The organism is Dietzia sp. UBA5065, assembly GCA_002415925.1.
Classification (GTDB): domain Bacteria; phylum Actinomycetota; class Actinomycetes; order Mycobacteriales; family Mycobacteriaceae; genus Dietzia.
On record DIAZ01000095.1, the window covers coordinates 1 to 19021 of the forward strand.

Sequence of the window (19021 nt, forward strand, 5' to 3'; positions counted from 1 at the left end):
CTTCGGTGGCGGATGGGCTCGTCGTCGTCGCCGGTTGGCCCTCCTCCCCCGACGCGCATGCGGACAGCACCACACACGCCGCCAGCGCGGCGGCCACACTTCTAGATGTCCTCACGCTCTGTACGACGCGCCGGTGCGCCACACGGTTCCGCTCCCGCGAGAATTCGTGGACGTCGACGCGTCCGCGCGCCCGTAGCCCCGGAGGGAATGCCCACCGAGCATCTCAACGCTCGGCGCCGCGCGGGCGCCCCTTCCGCGGCGAGAGGTCGACGGGATGCTCCGCATCACCGCGCCTTTCCGGTCGTCCGCGCGATCGGCCGCACCGAAAAAACCGTGGCTGGCCTGCGGCGACGCATCGTGTCGTACCCAGATGATCTAATCGAACACATGAGCGAGACAGGTGGTGCGGGAGGCGCGAAGGCCGGCGGCGAGCTGACGGCCGTCCTCGACGCGCTCGATCACCACCTGCAGCGAGAGTGGGCCAACGCGAGCGCTGAGCAGCTGCATGCTGAACTGGTTGCCCTGGAGCAGGCTCAGCGTCGGATCCGTGCCTCCCAGGCCCGGGTCCTGGTGGCCGTCCGCGCCTCGGGCACCGCCCGACAGATGGGGTTCATCAACGACCGCCAGATGCTCACCGGTGGACTGGGTCTGGCGCCGGCGGATGCCCGCGGTCGGCTCGAGGACTCCGGGATCGCCGAGACCGCCCGCATGCGCGCCACCGCTCGCGGTGACCTCTCCGCCGGGCAACTGAAGGTCATCAACGCCGCCCTGGCCTCGCTGCCCGATGAGTGCGACGACGAGACCCGCGATCAGCTCGAGACGCAGCTGTTGGCCGGGGCCGCCGACCGGGCCACCTGCAAGCAGCTACAGGAGCTGGCGCACCGACTCCTGGACGCCCTCGATCCCGGGAGGACGGAACGAGGTGCCGCCGAGAGGGCACGCCGCAGGTCCGTCACCTGCGGCGGCCAGGGACTGGACTTCATGGCCCGGGCCAGCATGACCATGGACCCGCAGCTGGCGGCTCTGATGCGGGAGGTCCACGCCCGCTGGGGACAACCCGGACGACTGTGGCCCGATCCGGACACCACGGACTCCCGCACGGACGGCCAGCGCATGCACGACGCCCTCGTGCACGCCCTTCACCTGGCCCTGTCTGCGGACGCGCGCAAGGCCGGTGCCCCCGCTGCGATCGTCATCCGCATGGACCTGGACCAGCTCGCCACCCTGGCCGGCTGTGGTCAGACCGACGGCGGCATCCGCGTCCCCGTCCCCCAGGCCCTCGCCATGGCGCGGGGCAACCACTGGTTCCTCGCCCTCTGCGACCGGGAGATCAACCTGCGTCTGTTCCGGAGCCGAAGAACCGCCTCCCGATACCAACGCCTGGCACTGTTCGCCGCGTACGGCGGGTGCACCCACCCCGACTGCGACCAGGACGCCAGACACTGCGAAGCCCATCACGCGGGCAGACCCTGGTCGTCAGGCGGGCTGACCAATATCGACGAACTCGCGCTGGCCAGCGGGGACTGCCACGCCATGATCCACGCCACCGGCTGGTCGACGGAGCCCGACCCGCGCGCGCCTCAGGGCGTCAGATGGATCCCGCCCGCCGGCACGCCCCGCGCCGACAACCCGCCGCCGCCCGCGCCGGGCCCGCCACCACTGACGCCGCTCGACGCAGCCGCCCTGCCCTTCGCGCTCCTACGAGACCTCGACCAGGTGATCGCCGATCGGCGCGGCGCCGGGCGGGAGGCGGCATGACCACGCGAAGCCCGCAGGGGTCAGATCGGCAGGGTGGTGTCGGAGATGGCGAAATCCCGCAGCCAGTCGATGAACATCGCCCACGCGCCGGTGAGCAACATCAGACCCACGAGGATCAGCATGATGCCGCCGAACACCTGGATGGCGCGGGTGTGCTTCTGCAGCCACCCCACGGTCCGCATGGCCCACGTGGAACCGAAGGCCACCACGACGAAGGGCAGGCCGAGCCCCAGGCAGTAGGCCACGATCAGCAGCACCCCGCGGGCAGCGTCCACGCCGGTGCCCGCGGCCACCGACAGCGCGGCGGCCAGCGTCGGGCCGAGGCACGGCGTCCACCCCAGGGCGAAGACCGCGCCCAGCATCGGGGCGCCGACCCACGTGGACAGCGACTTGGGCTGCATGCGGGTGTCCCGCTGCAGCGTCGGCACGAGGCCGATAAAGACGAGGCCCATGAGGATCGTCACGACGCCGCCCAGGCGCTGCAGCAACTCCTGCTGCGGCGCCAGGTACTGCACGGTCCCGAGCACCATGGCGCTGAGCATCACAAAGACCACGGTGAACCCGGCCACGAACAGCAGGGACGCCCCCACCACCCGGGTGCGGGAGGCCCGGCGGGTGCGTCGCTCGTCCAGGGTCAGGGTCGCGGCGGCGGCGCGCTGGCGCTCGGCGGCGGCAGCGGTGGCCGGGGGGCGCTCGGCACCCACCACGCTGGCGAGGTACGCGAGGTACCCGGGCACCAGCGGAATCACACACGGCGAGGCGAAGGACACCAGCCCGGCGAGGACGCAGGCGCCCAAGGCGAGCAGGATCGGGCCGCTGGCCACGGTCTGCTGGAACGTCTCGCCCACGCCCTGCGCGAGCACGATCAGGTCCGGACTCACCCCGGCTCGACCTCCTCAGCCAGCAGGGCGGTGACGGTCTCGCTCAGCTTGTCGTCGGTGATCTCGGCCAGGTACACCGCCGCCACCCGGTGCTGCTTGTCCAGGATGATCGTCGCCGGCACCACGGAGGTCGGGAAGCCACGCAGCGCCGCGACCGCGGCATTGCTCGGGTCCCAGATCGAGGGGAAGGTGATGCCGTTGTCCTCGACAAAGTCGACGGGCTTCTGCCTGTTGGGGTCGCGCAGATTGATGCCGAACACCGTCGCACCCTGCGGCTCGAACTCCTCCTGCAGACGCTGGAGATCATCGGATTCGGCGCGGCACGGGCCACACCACTGGCCCCACAGGTTGAGTATCACCACCTGCCCGGCGAAGTCCTCCTGGACGGTGAGCGTCCGGTCGGGGTCCAGCAGGTCGGGGCCGGTGAGCGTGGCCACCGGCTTGCGGTCGGCGGGGGGATCGTAATGGATCTCGATCTGGCCGTCCGGGCTGACGAACTCGAACGTCTCGGGGCCCACCACCACGGCGTCGTTGCCGGTCGCGCAGGCGCCGGTGGCCAAGACCCCGGTCAGCAGGAGCGCGGCGAGGGCCGCCTTGGTCCTGCGCATGGATCAGGCTCCCGTCTGCGACGGATCGGACGCGCCCGCCGGCTCGGAGTAGACGATGTCACGCAGCGTGGTGCCCTCGAACACCAGCGAGGTGACCGAGGCCAGCGAGCACTGCCGCGACCGCGGATCGTGCCACAACCGTCGGCCCTCGAGGAACCGCCGGGTGGTGTAGACGGGCAACTGGTGGCTCACCAGGACGGCTTCGTGCCCGCGGGCGTTGTCGAGCGTGGAGTACACGGCCCCGATCATCCGGTGCGCGATCTGCAGGTAGGGCTCGCCCCACGAGGGACGCAGCGGGTTGGCCAGCATCGGCCAGTACTTGGGGTCGCGCAGGGCGCCGCCCCGGCCGCCGACCTTGTGTCCCTCGAAGCGGTTGTCGGCCTCGATGATGTCGGCGTCGATCCCCACCGGCAGGCCCAGGGCCTCCGCCAAAGGGGCGGCCGTCTCCTGGGCGCGCTGCAGCGGCGAGGCCACGATCGACACGATGTCGTGCCCCTGCCCCAGGACCCGGCCCACGGTCTCGGCCTGGCTCAGCCCCAGCTCGGACAGCCGGAACTCCGGCAGCCTCCCGTAGAGGATGCCCTCGGGATTGTGGACCTCGCCGTGGCGCACCAGGTGGACGATCGTCTGCGCCTCGGTGCCTCGGGCCGAGGAGTCACGGGAGGTCGACGACGACGAGACCGGCTCACCCGGGGCGGAGATCGTGCCCGGCTCGGCCCCGTACGCCTCCGCTCCCTCAGCGTGCTGCGCGGCGTGGTCCTCCACCCGGCGCGCGGTGGTGGCGGACCCGCCCAGCGACGGCGGCGCCTCGGCGGGTGCCGGATGCTCCCCACGAAGGGGTATGGGCAGTGAGGTCGGGCCCGTCGACGGGACGGCGAGCTTGCCGCGCAGACCCCGCTTGTTCGCGCTCATCGGACGGCCTCCGGGGCGGTCGCGGCCGCTGCCGCCGCGGCGGCCGCGGGCAGGGCGTCGGCTATGTGCTGGAAGTCGTCGTCGGTCAGCGCGGTGGAGACGAACCACGTCTCGAATGCACTCGGAGGCCCGTAGACGCCGCGGTCGAGCAGGGCGTTGAAGAACGGCGCGTACCGGAACGTCTCGGCGGCCTTGGCCCCCGCGTAGTCGGTGACCCGGTCCTCGGTGAAGAACACGCCGAGCATGGTTCCGGCCCGCTGGATGGTGTGCGCGACCCCCGCCGCCTGCAGGGCGTTGCCCATCAGCGCCTCGAGGCGGTCCGCGTTGGTCTGCAGCGTGTAGTAGGCGGAATGGTCGGCCAGCCGCAACGAGGTCAGTCCGGCGGCCACGGCCACGGGATTCCCCGACAGGGTGCCGGCCTGATAGACGGGCCCGGCGGGGGCGAGGGCTGCCATGACGTCCGCGCGACCACCGAACGCGGCGGCGGGCAGGCCGCCGGACATGACCTTGCCGAAGGTGGTCAGGTCGCCGGCCACGCCGTCGATCCCCCACCAGCCGCGGTCACCGGCGCGGAAGCCGGTCATGACCTCGTCCATCACCAGCAGCGCGCCGTTGGCCGAGCACAGCGAACGCAGTTCCTCGTTGAAGCCGGGCAGCGGCGGGACGGTACCCATGTTCCCGGCGGCGGCCTCGGTGATCACGCACGCGATCTCCTGCCCGTGGTTGGCAAAGACCAGGCGGACCGCCTCGACGTCGTTGTACGGCAGCACGATCGTGTCGTGGGCGGCCGCACCGGTCACGCCGGGCGAGTCCGGGAGCGAGAACGTCGCGACGCCCGATCCCGCGTCGGCCAGCAGGGCGTCCACGTGGCCGTGGTAGCAGCCGGAGAACTTGACGATCTTGGAGCGGCCGGTGAACCCGCGGGCCAGTCGAACGGCACTCATCGTGGCCTCGGTGCCGGAGTTCACCAGGCGAACCTGCTCGACGGAGGTCCGCGCCACGATCTCCCGGGCCAGGTCGACCTCACCCTCGGTGGGGGTGCCGAAGCTCAGGCCGCGGCCCGCGGCGGCGCGCACGGCCTCGACGATCTCGGGGTGGGCGTGGCCGTGGATCATCGGGCCCCAGGAGCACACCAGGTCGATGTAGGTGTTGCCGTCGACGTCCGTCATACGCGAACCCCGCGCGTCACGCATGAAGCGCGGGGTTCCGCCGACGGAGTTGAAGGCGCGGACCGGGGAGTTGACCCCGCCGGGGATCAGCTCGCGGGCCTCGGAGAAGAGCTCGGCCGATCGGGTGGTGCCGGACAGGCCGGACGGGGTCGGGAGGGCATCGCTCACAGACGTCACCAGACCAGTGTCTCAAAGTCCGCGTCCGAGCACCCCCTCGCGGTGTCAGACCTGCGGCGACACGGCCGGCGCGGGTGGGACGAACAGCGCCTTGACGGCGGTGTCCACCTGCCCGGCCACGTCCTGCAGGGCCTGCTCGGCCTGCTGGTGCAACGCCTGCGGGGTGGGCAGTGGGGCGGGTGCCGCGCCGGCGTCGCGGTGGGTGCCGTACCAGTCGTCGGCGCCGGCGACGGGGGCGGACATCCCCTGCTGCGCGGCGGCGGCACGCTCGGCCTGACCCCACCTGGGCAGCGGCTCCGGGGACGGCTTGCCCTCGAGTCGACCCGGCTGCGCGACCCCGGTCTCGAGGAACGTCATCACCACCGCGTCGACGGCCGGGTTGCCCATGCGGAAGAGGCCGTGGTCACCGCCGCCGACGGTGACGAGCGTGCCGCCCATCGCCTCGGCCACCCGGAACGCACCGGCGATCGGGGTGACGGAGTCGCGCTCCGACTGCAGGACGAGCGGCTTCTCCTCGAGCGCGTCACCGTTCGGCCGGATCGTCCGGGCGACGGGGTTCCAGCCCACGCAGTCGTCACCGGCGGCCTCGACGGCGGCGCGGGTCGTGAGCGTGTTGCCGCCGGTGTACCTGTCCGCCTTAGCCGCGATCACACCGAGCGCGTTGGCGGGCGAGGCGGTCTCGTTGCAGGTGACGATCGAGTTCATCTCGATGTCCGTGCGGTAGACCGGCGAGCGGTTCTCCTGCGCGGCGATGATCAGCGCGACCGTCGGGTAGTCGACCCGGGCGATCCGGCCACCGTCGTTGTAGTACTTGAGCATGTGGGCCAGCATCGGCCACGCCTGCTCGGAGTAGGTGGCGCCCACCGTGGAGTCGAACATGCCGGTGGTGGCGTTGTTGGTCAGACCCTGCAGTGCGGCGGCGCGGGCGAAGCCCTCGACCCGGGCGCGAGCGGGTGCCGACCCGTTGATCGCGTCGATCGCGGGCTGCTCGAGCGGGGTGCCCCGAAGCTCGACGGGCAGGTCGCGGGTCTGGGCCGGCGGCGGCGTGAGGTTGGCGGGTCCGCCCACCTCCTGGTCTGTGATCCACTTCCAGGAGTAGAACACCTTAAGGGGGGTGTCGCCGAGTCCGTAGTAGTCGTCGCGCTCGGCGATCCACGCGAACATGTCGTTGATCCGCTGCTCTTTGGCCATGGCGGTCTGCTCGGCCTGGGCCGACCAACGCCAGTCGGGGTTGGTGTTGGAGTCCAACACCATGCGGCCGGTGTGCTGCGGGAACAGGGTGGCGTAGTCGGTGCCGATCGCGGTGCCGTAGGACACTCCCACGTAGTCGATCTTGGCCAACCCGAGCGACTCGCGGACGGCGTTCATGTCGCGGGCCGCGTTCTCAGTGGTCATCGAGGCCATGTAGGCCGGATCGGTGCCGTAGCAGGCGTCGTGCAGCGGGTTGACGGTGGTGGGACCGACAAAGGCGACGTCGCACACCAACGGGTTGGAGCCGTAGAGCCCGCGCGGCTGGACCGCCACCAGGTCGTGGTTCTCGTACAGGCCCGCGGGGGTCGCACCGTCGGTGGCGGGGCTCCAGAAGTTCAACGCGTAGTTGCCGGGGCCGCCGGGATTGCCGAACACGGCGGATCGGGCCTGCCCGGACGTGGCCTTGATCCGGGTGAGCGCGATGTCGGTCTTCGCTCCGTCCGGCGCGGCGTAGTCGACCGGAACCTCGACGGTCCCGCACTCGAGCCCGGCCGGGACGTACTCCGCCTCGATCCCGAGCATCTCGGTGCAGTCCTGCCACTCGACCGGGGCGGCCGCAGCCACTCCCGTCCCGAGAAGTGCGATCGCCCCGACGACCGCGGTGGTGCCAACGAAAGTGCTAGACGGCTGCACCGATCCCCAATTCCATGTTCTGTAGGTGATGTCACTGCGAATCGGACGCCGCGACCCCCCGACTTCACGAGAGTCACACGCGTCCGAACCGCACCAAATGTAGCCTGTGCCGCGCGACACGAAGAATCCACCAGGGTCCACTCAGGGAACCGACACTCGATCGTTACCGGGGCACCCCGCTCGCGGGGGAATCCGCAGGCAGATGGAGATATATCACCCTGGTCGTGGCGTGCCCATCCTCAGCACGGCGACCGTGGCCGAGACCATCGCCACCCCGGCCGAGAGCGTGGCCCCCAGCAGCAGCCACGGATCGGTCCGCGTCCGAATGATCGACCCCTCGACTGGCGGGTCGAGCGCGGGCGGGAGCTCGGCCACGAGGTCCCGCGCCAGCCACCACAGCACCACGGCCAGCACCGCGGCGACCGCGGCCAGGAGGGCGTGCCGCCGGGCGCTCACGCCGGGTCCGGGTGGTGGCCGACCGCGGCCTCGAGCGCGGCGTGCAGGGCCGCCGGGTCCCGGGTCCAGGCGCGGACCTCCGCCCCGGTGTCCAGGCGCAGCCCCACGGAGCCGCGTCGACGCGGGACGTCACGCAGCTCGCCGAGGGTGCGGGCGGTCTCCCAGGAGGCCTCGGGTTCGTCGCCGGGCAGCGGGAAGACCTTCTCGACCCGGTCGAGCTCGAGGTCCTCGGTGCCCTGCGTGTACGTGGTCGGGGTCAGCCTCACGCGGCCGTGGACCCGGGTGGCGGCGATCATCACGCCGTGGCACATCGCCGAGGCGATGCCGCAGACGGTGAGCATGATCCAGTGGACGGGCGCGCCGGTGGCCAGCTCGAACACCGCGGCGCCTGCGCAGAACAGGGGCGCGGCGAGGATCCAGGCCCAGCTCCAGCCGTCCTCGGAGAAGAGGACGGGCCCGTCGGGCTCCGAGCCGGGCCGGTTCGGTTCACTCGCCGGCACGGACGCCCCCTGCCGTGAACGCCATGGCCTCGGCGGTGTGCTGGCGCCACACGGCGGTGGCCGCGCACAGCCCGGCGAGGATCTGCAGCGAGAAGACCGCGAAGGAGACGATCTCCCCGCGCTGACCCGCGACCGCGACCCCGCCGAACACGCCGATCACCACGGACACGGCGTCCACCACGAGGAAGATCGCGACGATGTCGAGCATCGTCCGCGCCCATCCCCTGCCTGCGCGCAGGCGGAAGGCCAGCCACACCGTCACGACGGAGGCGAGAACCGCCAGGACCGCCCCCACCACCAGGGCCGCGGTGAACAGGGCTTCCACGGAGAGCCCGGCCTCGCCGGCGTTCTCGATCGCCGCGCGGAAGCCGTCGCGGGTGGCCACCGGGAGATCCGCGAACCGCGCGGTGGCCGAGTTGAGCAGCATCCCGATCAGCGCGAACCCGGTGGCGGCCAACCACAGCACCCAGGCGGCGTGGACGTCGTCCGGCGGCCGACCCGCTGCCTGCGCGGGGGGCGCACGCCACGGCCCGCTCCCGGTCACCGGGCGCCCCATCCGTCGGCGAGGAGGCGTGCGGCATGCAGGGCCCAGTAGGTCAGGACGATGTCGGCGCCGGCGCGGCGGATGGAGGTCAGCGACTCCATGACCGCCGGGTCGTGGTCGATCCATCCGCGCTCGGCGGCGGCGGAGATCATCGCGTACTCGCCGGAGACCTGGTACGCGGCCACCGGGACGTCCGAGATCTCGGCGGTCTGGCGGAGCACGTCGAGGTAGGACATGGCGGGCTTGACCATCACCATGTCGGCGCCCTCGTCGAGGTCCAGCCGGACCTCGCGCAGGGATTCCCGCGAGTTGGCGGGGTCCTGCTGGTAGGTGCGCCGGTCGCCGCGCAGGGACGAGCCCACGGCCTCGCGGAACGGCCCGTAGAAGGCGCTGGCGTACTTGGCGCTGTACGCCAGCACGGCCACGTCCTGGTACCCCTCGCGGTCGAGGGCCTCGCGGATGGACGCGATCTGGCCGTCCATCATCCCGCTCGGGCCCACGACGTGAGCGCCGGCGGCGGCCTGCGCCACGGCGAGCTCGTCGTAGGCGGCCAGGGTGGCGTCGTTGTCCACGACCCGGTCGCCTCGCGGGTCGGTGCCGAGCACGCCGCAGTGGCCGTGGTCGGTGAACTCGTCGAGGCAGGTGTCGGCCATCACCACGATGTCGTCGCCGACTTCCGCACGCACGGCGGCGAGCGCCCGGTTGAGGATGCCGTCGGGCGCGGCACCGCAACTGCCGGTGGCGTCCTTGTCCGCATCGAGTGGGACGCCGAACAGCATGATCCCGCCCAGCCCCGCCGCGGCGGCGGCAGCGGCCTCACGGCGCAGCGAGTCGACGGTGTGCTGGACCACCCCGGGCAGCGAGGAGATCGGCCGCGGCTCGTCGAGGCCGTCGGCGACGAACGCCGGCAGCACCAACTGACGCGGGGCGAGCGTGGTCTCGGCGACCAGCCGGCGCATCGCCGGCGTCGACCGCAGCCGCCGGGGGCGCACCAGCGGGGCCGGAACGGAGGCGGCGTCGGAATCGCGGGGTGTGGTCACGGGCTCCACTGTACGAAAGTCGCCGGTCGCGCGGCACGGCGCAGGCCGTGCCGACGGGCCGGACGACCGTGTGGATAATCATGAGAACCTGTTTCAATTTTACGGCAGCACGTCGGAGAAGGGCACATGACCACCCCGACCACCCACAGGCCGCGTCGACGCGGCCCGCTCGGACGCCTCCTCGCGGTGTCACTCGTCGTCGGCGTCGCCGCGGCCCTCCCCGTCGCCCCGGCGGGCGCGCAGACCGCCGAGTGGGACGGGCCGCTGCTCCCACCGAGCTACGGCGAGGTCCTCAACCCCTTCGCGGTGGCGGCGATCCGCGACGGCGTCCCCGCCTCGTTCGAGGAGAACGCCCGCGGCTTGTGGGGACCGGCGGGCGACTTCTACGACGAGCCCCCGGTCGACGACTCGATGCCGATGGGGCACCTGCTCAAGTCCGAGCCGTTCGAGGTGATCTTCAACGGCATCAAACCGGCCGGCGTCCGCGCCTGGCGCACGATGTACGTCACCGAGGACGTCCTCGGAGACCGGGTGGTCAGCACCGGGATCATCCTGCTCCCGGACGACGGCCGCGACGACTCCACCCGACCGGTGGTCGCGTACCAGGAGACCAACGATTCCGCGGGGGCGAGATGCCACCCGTCCTCCCAGTGGAGCGGCGGCGCGTTCGCGGACGCCTCGGCGATCTTCGCCGTGGGGCCGCTCCTGCAGATGCTCGGCGAGGGGGCCGCGGTCGTCATCTCCGACATCGGCAACGACGCCGACCCCGGCGTCCACGGCGTCTTTGCGGGCCGCTACGCCGGGATGGCGCTGCTCAACGGCCTGCGTGCGGCCTACGCGGTGCCCGGGCCGGGCCTGAACCCGCAGAACAAGGTGGGCCTGTTCGGCGTCGCCGGCGGTGGGGTGGGTGCGGCCTTCGCGCTCGAGTACCAGCCCTGGTACGCCCCCGAGCTCAACATCCGGGCGACGATGGTCGAGGCCCTCGCCGCAAACCAGAGGAACTTCCTGGACTTCGCCGACGGCCACCTCGGGTCCGGATTCGTGCTGGCCACCCTCGTCGGCCTCGAGGCGCAGTACCCGGAACTGCGGCTCGACGAGAAGCTCACCCCGGCCGGCCGGGCGCTGGCGGACGTGTTCCGCGACAGCTGCCAGGTGCCCTTCTACTTCGCGACCCCCTTCGTCCCGCAGGGCGTGCTGTTCACCGATGGGACCCGGCCGGCGCACAGGCCGGAGTTCCAGGACGTGTTCCGCGAGAACACCCTGGGACTCAACAACCCGGGCAACGACCCGGGGCTGCGGCCCCCGGGCAGGGTCCTCGTCTCCTCCTGCGTCGCCGACGACTCGTTCATGGTGGTGACCCCCGCGGAGGATTCGCGGGAGCTGGTCCGGTCGTACCGGGCCCAGGGCGTGGACGTGCGCTATCACGGCCTGAACTGCGGAAACGACGTCCTGATCACCGATCCCTACAGGTGGGCGACGGAGCTGTTCGGCATGCACACCGTCAGCTGGCTCATGGAGGAGATCCGATGAGGCGCCTCGTCGCGGCGGCGGTGGCCGCGGTCATGGTGGCGGGTCCCCTGCACCAGGTACCCGTGGCGGCCGCGCGCGGCCTCGACCAGTACCTCGGGCTGCCGCTGACCAACCGATTGTCCGACGTCGAGCCCGGAGGGGTCCACCGCGAGCTGCCGACGGACTCGGAGACGCTGGGCCGGCTGGTCGACCAGGCCCGGCGGTCGGGCCTCCCGGAGCCCTCCTACGCGGCGTTACTGCTGCAGTACCGCCTGGCGCAGGCCACGGAGGAGGCGGGCATCGATCTCGCGGCGTGGAATCCGTTCGACGGGTTCACGGCCAACCGCTCGAACATGCTCAAGTCGTACCGCTACTACGAGGATTTCCAGCTCGCCCGCCGGGAGCTGCAGTGGGCCGGGATGGGCGGGCAGGTGGGCGGGGACTTCGGTGGGGGCATCGCCGACATCGAGTGGATCACCCAGCTCTACGACACGCCGGGCGTCCAGGAGTCGGCGCGCCAGGTCTTCTCCGCGGTCGCCGACGCGTTCGGGCCCCAGGCGGTGGCGCAGCTCCCGGGCGGGCTGCGGGCGCTGGCGGACCACGCCGAGGCCATCACCACCGAGGACCTCTACTGGTTCGTCACCCGGGTGGTGATCATGCAGAAGGCGATCTTCTCCGACCTCATGCCGATGCACTACGTCTATCTCCACGAGGGCATGGGCGGGCTGGAGGAGATGCACCGCGCCGGGCTGTTCCCCGACGAGATCATGGAGGCGTGGCGCGACGTGGCCTCGGGCGACGCGGACCACGTCGCGCGCGGTAACGCCGTGCTGCTCAACCGGGAGCAGGGGTGGGTCGTGGGCGGGATGTGGGACGACGTCCGCGGGTACAAGGACGGTCTCGGGGAGGCGTTCACGTTCCTCATGACCCTCGCGGGGTCGCCGTCGGTGGCCGGTGTGCCGCCACTGCGGGAGCACTCCCCCGTCACCATCAGCGGTGTGCTGCCGGACGGGCGCACCGCCACCCTGCACACCCCGATCCCCGACTGGGACTGGTCGCGGTACGAGCAGCGCTGGGACTTCGTCACGACCCAACTGCTCCCCCGCTACCGTCACCAGTCGGAACACGACTGGCCGGCGCTCGAGGCCACGCTCCGAGTGCCGTACGAGCAGCAGTTCGAGGGCGCCCGGGCCACCTCGAGGATCCCCGAGATCCTCGGCGCGGTCGCGCGCTCGACCTACATCACCGTCCCCTGAGCGGGACCGATCGGAAGGAAACGACATGGTCCGAGACGAGCTGACCCCGCAGACCCTGCTGGGACTCCTGCCGAACGTCGCGCACTCGGTGGGCTACATGGCCACCTGGGGCAGCGGCGCCCTCTCGGTGTCGCTGGCACACGGGATCGACGCCGCACTCGGCGGCCCCGGCCGCCACTGACCGCGTCGCGTGCGGTCAGTGGCCGGTCGGTACAGCTAGGCGTTGATCCGCTGACGCAGACGGTCCGCACCCGGGCCCGAGAGCCGGTCCAGGTGCACCGTGCGTCCGGTGAGCATCAGGAACAGATCCCGCATCGACCCGATCACATCCGGCCCCTCTCCGGCCGCCCAGTCGTGGTCGTCGGCGACCAGACGCAGGCCGTCGGCGGGCAGCGTGCGAAAGACCTTGGCGTTGCCCCGCCCGCCGTAGCCGACGACCCGGTCCGCGGCCTCGGCGATCTCCACGGGCGGGATCGACACCTCACGCCGGAGCGGCAGGGTGATGTCCTGGGTATGTCCCACCGCATCGACCAGCGCCTCACGGCAGGTCAGGCCGGGAAACGGTCGGTGCAGCCCGACCATGCCCCGGATGGTGTCGACGATCTGACCGTTGGTCAGCCGGCGCGCCACGGCCTGTGATCCGTCGCGGATCGTGCGATTGGTGCTGCCCGGGTAGCGCAGGAACAGCGGCACCAGGCGCCACCGCGGGAGCGCGACGAGGGTGAGGTGCGCGGCCACCTCTCGCACGGTCCACGCCTCGCACAGGGAGCCGTGGTCCCACTCCTCCGGCGGCAGCGCGTCGAGATAGTCGGCGATGTCCTCGCGGCGTCGGTCGACCGCCGCCCAGACCGCGGTGTCCTCCATGACCACTCCTCCCGTCGAGCGGCCCGACCCCCCGGGCCGCGACTTAGTACCATAATAGGACTACTTGGCCCGTTCGATCCTGAGGAGTCGCCGTGGACACCGACACCGACCCCGACACCGCAGCCACCTCCGCTCGGCCCCCCACGAGCCTGCTCATGTGGCTCGGATACCGCGCCGCCGAGGACAGGATCGCCCTCGCGCTGGACGCCGCGGGGTTCGGTGACATCACCCGCGCGCAGATACGACTCCTGGCCGGGATCGACGACGACGAGGGCAGCCGACTGACCGTGTTGGCCGAGCGTGCCCGGATCGCCAAACAGACCGCGACCGCGTTGGTCGACCGGTTGGCGGCGGCGGGGTACGTGCGGCGGCTCCCGGATCCGGAGGACGGCCGGGCCCGGCTGGTGCGACTCACCGCCAGGGGCCGCGAGATCGTCCCGGTGGCCCGTGCGGAGGAGGAGCGGATCGACGCCGAATGGCAGGCGCACCTCGGCCCGGAGACGATGGCCCGCCTGCGGAGCGCCCTGGAGGATCTCCGCCCGCTCGTGGACCCCTGATACGCGGCCACCCCGCCCGCTGGTCGGCGGACGGGGTGGGCTCGCGTGGGCTAGCGGCGCCGGGCGCGGCGGCGCGGGGGCGGCAGTTCGCCGGCCTCGCGCAGCTGATCGGCATGCGCGGCGAGGGCGTCCACCAGGTCGAGCACCGAGGCGTGCTCGGGCTGGACGTCCACGCGCAGCCCGAACTCGGCGGCGGTCTCGGCGGTCCGCGGGCCGATGCACGCGATGAGCGTGCGGGTGTGCGGCTTGCCGGCGATCCCGACGAGGTTGCGGACGGTGGAGGAGCTGGTGAAGCAGACGGCGTCGAACCCGCCCGACTTGATCATCTCGCGGATCTCGGCGGCCGGCGGGGCGGCGCGGACCGTGCGGTACGCGGTGACGTCCTCGATCTCCCAGCCGCCGGCGGTCAGGCCGTCGGCGAGGGTCTCGGTGGCGATGTCGGCGCGCGGGAGCAGGACCCGGTTGACGGGATCCAGCACGTCGTCGTACGGGGGGAAGACCTCGAGCAGGCCCAGGCTGGACTGCTCGCCGGACGGCAGCAGCTCGGGCTGGATGCCCAGCTCGCGGACGTGGGCCGCGGTGCCCTCGCCGACGCAGGCGATCTTCACGCCGGAGAAGGCGCGGGCGTCGAGGCCGAACTCGACGAACTTCTCCCACACCGCGCGCACGGCGTTGGCGGAGGTGAACACGACCCACTGGTAGCGGCCGTCGACCAGGCCCTTGACGGCCCGCTCCATCTGGGCGGGGCTGCGGGGCGGCTCGACGGCGATGGTGGGCACCTCGACCGGGGTGGCGCCGTGCTCGGAGATCCGCTCGCTCATCTCGGCGGACTGCGCCTTGGTGCGGGGCACCAGCACGTTCCAGCCGAACATGGCGCGCGACTCCCACCACTGGTGGCGGTGCCGCTCACCGGCGGACTTGCCGATGGTCACCACCAAATCGCCGTCCATCTCACGCCCGACGTCGGACATGGTGGCCAGGGTACCGTCGGCGGACTTCTGGGCGCAGAGCGATCCGGAGCAGGTCACGGTGACCGGGGTGCCGGCGGACAGGCCGTGTTCGGCCAGGTTCGACGCGGCCTCGGCGAGGTGCCGCCCAGTGGTGCGCAGGACGATCGGGCCGGGCGAGCCCACCAGCGCGGCCCAGTCGACCTTCCCGCGGCCGTCGGCGAACACGTACCCGGAGCCGAGCGCGATGCCGGCGAACGCGGGCACCGCGGTGGCCTCGGCCACGCCCGGCACGACCTCGAACGGGACGACGGTGCGGCCGACGGAGGCGATCTCGGTGACGGTGGCGTCGGTGGTCATGGGGTCGCCGGCGACCAGTCGCACCACGTCGCGGCCCTTCTTGGCCTCGGCGACGAGCTGCTTGGCCACGGCCGCGGGCTCGCCCAGCACGGGGCGGACGTCGGCGGCGGTCGGCGCGGGCAGCGACTTGAGCCGCTTGATCTCCGCCTTGTCCTCGGCCTCGACGGCGGCGTCCATCTCGGCGCGTCGGGCGTCGAGGAGGTCGTCCGGGACGGGCACGTCGGCGGCGACGAGCGCCAGCACCTCGGCGGAGACGTCGGCGTCGGCGAAGACCAGCGAGTTGCCGGCGATGACCTCACGGGCGCGGCAGGTGAGCATCCCCGCGTTACCTGGACCGCCGCCGACGAAGCGGATGGTTCCGGTGCGGGTGGTGCGTGCTCGAGTCATTGTTCGTCTCTCCGTGGGGTGGGTGTCGCGCGCTGGCTGCGCGCGACGGGGAGCTGTCGGGGGCATCGATCAGGTCTCTGCGATGGTCGGGGGCGCCGTGGTGGATTCCCGCGGCACGAGCGGGGCCCGGTCCTCGGGCGAGTCCTCTGCCATGAGGTCGCGGGCGCCGCGGCCGAGCAGGTCCGCCGCGAGCCTGCGGCCCAGCTCGTCGGCGGCGGTGACGGGCCCGTCCGGGTGGTCACCGGTGTCGACGGTGCCCTCGGCGCGCAGCACGGTCGACCCGTCGTGCGCCGCGACCACCGCGTGCAGCGTGAGCACTCCCCCGGCGAGCTCGGCGCGCGCCCCGACGGGGGCGGTGCACCCGGCCTCGAGCTGGGCGAGCAGCCGGCGTTCGGCCGTGACCCGGACCCGGGAGGGGAGGTGGTCCAACAGGGCGACCGCCTCGGCCGCACCGGTGTCGTCCGCGCGACATTCGACGGCGAGCGCGCCCTGGGCCGGGGCGGGGAGCATCTCGTCGATGCCGAACCTCTGGGTGGCGCGCTCGCCCACGCCCACGCGATCGAGCCCGGCCGCGGCCAGCACCACGGCGTCGAGATCCCCGCTGGCCACGTAGCCCATGCGCGTGTCGATGTTGCCGCGCAGCGGGTGCAGGTCCAGGTCGGGGCGCAGGGCCGCGAGCTGCGAACGACGCCGGGGCGCGGAGGTGCCCACGCGGGCGCCGGTGGGCAGCGTCTCCAGCGTGAGCCCGTCCCGGGCGACCAGGACGTCCGAGGGGTCGACGCGCGGCGGCACGGCGATCGGGGCGAACCTGCCGTCCGGCGCGGTCGGCAGGTCCTTGTAGGAGTGGACGGCGACGTCGCAGTCCCCGCGCTCCAGCGCCGACCGCAGCTCCATGGTGAACACGCCCACGCCGATCCGCTCGACCGGCGCCATCACCACGTCGCCCGTGGTCCGCACGATCACCAGCTCGGCCGGGTAGCCCGCGGCGATCAGGGCGTCGCGGACGTGGCCCGCCTGGGTGGTCGCCAGGGTGCTCCCGCGGGTGCCCACCTTCAGGGTCCTGCTCATGAGGCCTCCTCGTCCACCGTGGTGTCCAGGTCGATGTTGTCCAGGTCGAACAGGGTCCGGACCACCGCCGCGAGGTTCTCCCCGTCCGGCTGGGCGGCGAGCTCCTTGAACCTCACCGTGGGCGGGTGGAGCAGCTTGTCGACCACGCGGCGGACGGTGTTGGCCACCTCGTCGCGGGTCTTGTCGTCCAGCCCGGGCATCCGCGCCTCGAACCTGCGCATCTCCGCCGCGACCACCTGGCCGCCGCGGCCCCGCAGCCGACCGATGATCGGCCCCACGCCCGCCATCCGCTCGGCCTGCGTGTACGCGGCGAGTTCGGTGTCGACGATCGTCCGGGCGGCGTCGGCGTCCGCGGCGGCGGCGGAGGTGTCGGGGTCGGCTTTGAGCGCCTCGATGCCCAGGACGGTCACGCCCGGCAGTCCGGCGACCGCGGGATCGACGTCGCGCGGCATCCCCAGGTCGCAGATCACGAGCGGACGTGCGGTGCCGCGTCGGGCGAGCGCGGTGTGCACGTCGCCCAGCGTCACCACCGTGCCGACCGCGCCGGTGCAGGTGAAGAGGATGTCGGCGCCGGCGATCCCGTCGGACAGGTCCTCGATGGGGAACGCGGTGGCCGGCGTCCCGGAGTCCCGGGCGATCTCCGAGAGGCGGTCCGCGCGCTCCGGGGTGCGGTTGGTGACCTCGATGTGGGCGATCCCCGCCCGCCCGAGGTGCGCGACCGCGAGCCCGCCCATCGCGCCCGCCCCGAGCACCACGGCGCGGCGCCCGTCGAGGCGGCGGTCCCCGGTGGCGGGCGTCCCGTCGGCGAGGATCTCGGCGGCGCGGTCGAGCGCCACGGAGACCACCGACGCCCCCGCGGAGTCGATCCCCGTCTCGGTGTGGACGCGCTTGCCCACGTGCAGCGCCTGCTGCGCCAGGCGGTGCAGGGTGGACCCGGCCGCCCCGATGTCGGAGGCCGACTGGTAGGCCGTGCGGATCTGCCCGATGATCTGCTGCTCGCCCACGACCATCGAGTCCAGGCCCGAGGCCACGGAGAACAGGTGCTCGGCAGCGGACTCGGAGTACCGGACGTAGAGGTGGCGGCTGAGTTCCTCGGAGGACAACCCGGAGTGGCGGGACAGGAGATCCACCACGTCGTCGAGCGCCGGGTGGAACGCGTCGACGGCCGCGTAGACCTCCACCCGGTTGCAGGTGGTGACGATCATGGCCTCGTCGACGTTGGCGCCGCTGATGAGGTCCTCGGTGAGCGCGTCGCGATCCGATTCGGCGATCGCCACCGACTCGAGAAGGGCGACGGGGGCGCTGTGGTGGGACAGTCCCACCAGGAGAATGCTCACAGCCGACCCCCGCGCGCGCGGGACGACAGGGCCCGTGCCAGAATGGCAACCACGACGTCACGCCGGGTGTCAACTCGGCTACCGACCCGTCTCCGGCCGGCCGGAGAGGGGCCACCGCTGAACGCACACGCGGAACAGTGGTCCACAGTCGGTCGTCTCCTGTCGGTGTGCACGGCTGTGCGCAGGGCGTGACCTCGCGGTGACCCCCTGCTGGGACGGTCGTGGCGTGAGCCTGCGACCATCCCGCAACGCGCTCCACCGTAACCCGCATGACACCCCGGGACAAAACCGTCGCCGGGGCGGATGCTATGTCCGCCACGGGCCGCGCGACCGTCATGAGCAGCGCGGACCCCCGCCGGGCCCCTGCCGGACCCCACCCGGCCCCGCCGGCCCGTCACCGGGTCCCCTGCCCACCGGTCGACGTACGGTGGCGTCGTGCCCCCTCGCCGCCGATCGTCCGCCACGATGTCCGCGGCGACCCGCGCGCGCTACGCCAGACGACGGCAGCGGCGGCTCGCCCGGGTGGACAACGACCTCACCGCCCCGCAGTGGGACGACCTCCTGGGCGCCTGGGGCGGGTGCGCCTACTGCGGGGCCGCCGGGCCGGGGCTCCAGCGCGACTGCGTCATGCCGATCTCCCGCGGCGGCCGATACACCGTGGAGAACGTGGTCCCCGCCTGCGCGTCCTGCAACGCGAGCAAGCACAACAGCGAGGTCACCGGGTGGCTCCGGCGCAAGAAGCTCGACGAGCGCGGGTTCCTGCTCCGGCACGCGACGATCCTGCGGGACCTGCGCGCGGGGGACTAG

The 19021-nt window shown here is 72.4% G+C and carries 19 protein-coding genes; 6 read left to right on the top strand and 13 right to left on the bottom strand.

The window, feature by feature from the left end:
* Window positions 1-387: 387 nt before the first annotated feature.
* Window positions 388-1758 (top strand): HNH endonuclease signature motif containing protein, encoded by a 1371-nt coding sequence (locus B4M60_RS07110; RefSeq protein ID WP_291081713.1) that lies wholly within the window; start codon window positions 388-390, stop codon window positions 1756-1758.
* A 20-nt stretch (window positions 1759-1778) separates the two neighbouring features.
* On the opposite strand, the gene B4M60_RS07115 is transcribed toward B4M60_RS07110, so the two are convergent.
* From B4M60_RS07115 to hemB, 9 genes are all read right to left on the bottom strand, one after another.
* Window positions 1779-2639, bottom strand: coding sequence for a cytochrome c biogenesis CcdA family protein (locus tag B4M60_RS07115; protein ID WP_291081715.1), 861 nt, complete (start codon window positions 2637-2639; stop codon window positions 1779-1781).
* A complete protein-coding gene (locus tag B4M60_RS07120) occupies window positions 2636-3247 on the bottom strand; it encodes a TlpA family protein disulfide reductase (protein ID WP_291081717.1) in 612 nt (203 codons plus the stop codon). Before B4M60_RS07120 ends, B4M60_RS07115 begins: the two co-directional genes overlap by 4 nt.
* 3 nt (window positions 3248-3250) lie before the next feature.
* Window positions 3251-3871: a histidine phosphatase family protein gene (locus tag B4M60_RS07125; protein ID WP_291081745.1), complete on the bottom strand. Its 621-nt coding sequence runs from the start codon at window positions 3869-3871 to the stop codon at window positions 3251-3253.
* 284 nt (window positions 3872-4155) lie between these two features.
* On the bottom strand, window positions 4156-5505 hold the full coding sequence (gene hemL / locus B4M60_RS07130) for a glutamate-1-semialdehyde 2,1-aminomutase (protein WP_414646759.1): 1350 nt from the start codon (window positions 5503-5505) through the stop codon (window positions 4156-4158).
* Between the two features lie 45 nt (window positions 5506-5550).
* Window positions 5551-7320 carry an alpha/beta fold hydrolase gene (locus B4M60_RS07135; RefSeq protein WP_291081719.1) on the bottom strand — a complete coding sequence of 590 codons (1770 nt, stop codon included), beginning with the start codon at window positions 7318-7320 and terminating at the stop codon, window positions 5551-5553.
* A 282-nt stretch (window positions 7321-7602) separates the two neighbouring features.
* Window positions 7603-7845, bottom strand: a complete 243-nt coding sequence (locus B4M60_RS07140) for a hypothetical protein (RefSeq protein WP_291081721.1) — start codon at window positions 7843-7845, stop codon at window positions 7603-7605.
* Window positions 7842-8345 carry a hypothetical protein gene (locus B4M60_RS07145; protein WP_291081723.1) on the bottom strand — a complete coding sequence of 168 codons (504 nt, stop codon included), beginning with the start codon at window positions 8343-8345 and terminating at the stop codon, window positions 7842-7844. The genes B4M60_RS07140 and B4M60_RS07145 overlap by 4 nt, the downstream gene beginning before the upstream one ends.
* Window positions 8332-8889, bottom strand: a complete 558-nt coding sequence (locus B4M60_RS07150; protein ID WP_291081725.1) for a hypothetical protein — start codon at window positions 8887-8889, stop codon at window positions 8332-8334. Before B4M60_RS07150 ends, B4M60_RS07145 begins: the two co-directional genes overlap by 14 nt.
* A complete protein-coding gene (gene hemB / locus B4M60_RS07155; protein ID WP_291081727.1) occupies window positions 8886-9929 on the bottom strand; it encodes a porphobilinogen synthase in 1044 nt (347 codons plus the stop codon). The genes B4M60_RS07150 and hemB overlap by 4 nt, the downstream gene beginning before the upstream one ends.
* A 126-nt stretch (window positions 9930-10055) precedes the next feature.
* Between hemB and B4M60_RS07160 the strand changes: the two genes are divergently transcribed.
* Genes B4M60_RS07160 through B4M60_RS07170 form a run of 3 tightly spaced genes read left to right on the top strand, consistent with a single transcriptional unit; the run spans window position 10056 to window position 12875 of the window.
* Complete coding sequence (locus B4M60_RS07160; protein WP_291081729.1) at window positions 10056-11459, top strand: lipase family protein; 1404 nt, start codon at window positions 10056-10058, stop codon at window positions 11457-11459.
* Complete coding sequence (locus B4M60_RS07165; RefSeq protein ID WP_291081731.1) at window positions 11456-12694, top strand: hypothetical protein; 1239 nt, start codon at window positions 11456-11458, stop codon at window positions 12692-12694. The genes B4M60_RS07160 and B4M60_RS07165 overlap by 4 nt, the downstream gene beginning before the upstream one ends.
* A gap of 25 nt (window positions 12695-12719) precedes the next feature.
* Window positions 12720-12875: a hypothetical protein gene (locus B4M60_RS07170; protein WP_291081733.1), complete on the top strand. Its 156-nt coding sequence runs from the start codon at window positions 12720-12722 to the stop codon at window positions 12873-12875.
* 35 nt (window positions 12876-12910) lie between these two features.
* On the opposite strand, the gene B4M60_RS07175 is transcribed toward B4M60_RS07170, so the two are convergent.
* The gene (locus B4M60_RS07175; RefSeq protein WP_291081735.1) at window positions 12911-13558 is read right to left on the bottom strand and encodes a maleylpyruvate isomerase family mycothiol-dependent enzyme; all 648 of its coding nucleotides are present in this window, start codon (window positions 13556-13558) and stop codon (window positions 12911-12913) included.
* A 92-nt stretch (window positions 13559-13650) separates the two neighbouring features.
* Between B4M60_RS07175 and B4M60_RS07180 the strand changes: the two genes are divergently transcribed.
* Window positions 13651-14115 (top strand): MarR family winged helix-turn-helix transcriptional regulator, encoded by a 465-nt coding sequence (locus B4M60_RS07180; RefSeq protein ID WP_349679612.1) that lies wholly within the window; start codon window positions 13651-13653, stop codon window positions 14113-14115.
* A 50-nt stretch (window positions 14116-14165) separates the two neighbouring features.
* Here the strand turns inward: B4M60_RS07180 and B4M60_RS07185 are convergent, their stop codons facing one another.
* The 3 genes from B4M60_RS07185 to B4M60_RS07195 form a co-directional block, all read right to left on the bottom strand.
* Entirely contained in the window at window positions 14166-15809 is a 1644-nt protein-coding gene (locus tag B4M60_RS07185) for a uroporphyrinogen-III synthase (RefSeq protein ID WP_291081737.1), read from the bottom strand.
* A 69-nt stretch (window positions 15810-15878) separates the two neighbouring features.
* Complete coding sequence (gene hemC, locus B4M60_RS07190; protein WP_291081739.1) at window positions 15879-16877, bottom strand: hydroxymethylbilane synthase; 999 nt, start codon at window positions 16875-16877, stop codon at window positions 15879-15881.
* Complete coding sequence (locus B4M60_RS07195; protein ID WP_291081741.1) at window positions 16874-18214, bottom strand: glutamyl-tRNA reductase; 1341 nt, start codon at window positions 18212-18214, stop codon at window positions 16874-16876. Before B4M60_RS07195 ends, hemC begins: the two co-directional genes overlap by 4 nt.
* 465 nt (window positions 18215-18679) lie before the next feature.
* On the opposite strand from B4M60_RS07195, the gene B4M60_RS07200 reads away from it, so the two are divergent.
* A complete protein-coding gene (locus B4M60_RS07200; RefSeq protein WP_291081743.1) occupies window positions 18680-19021 on the top strand; it encodes an HNH endonuclease in 342 nt (113 codons plus the stop codon).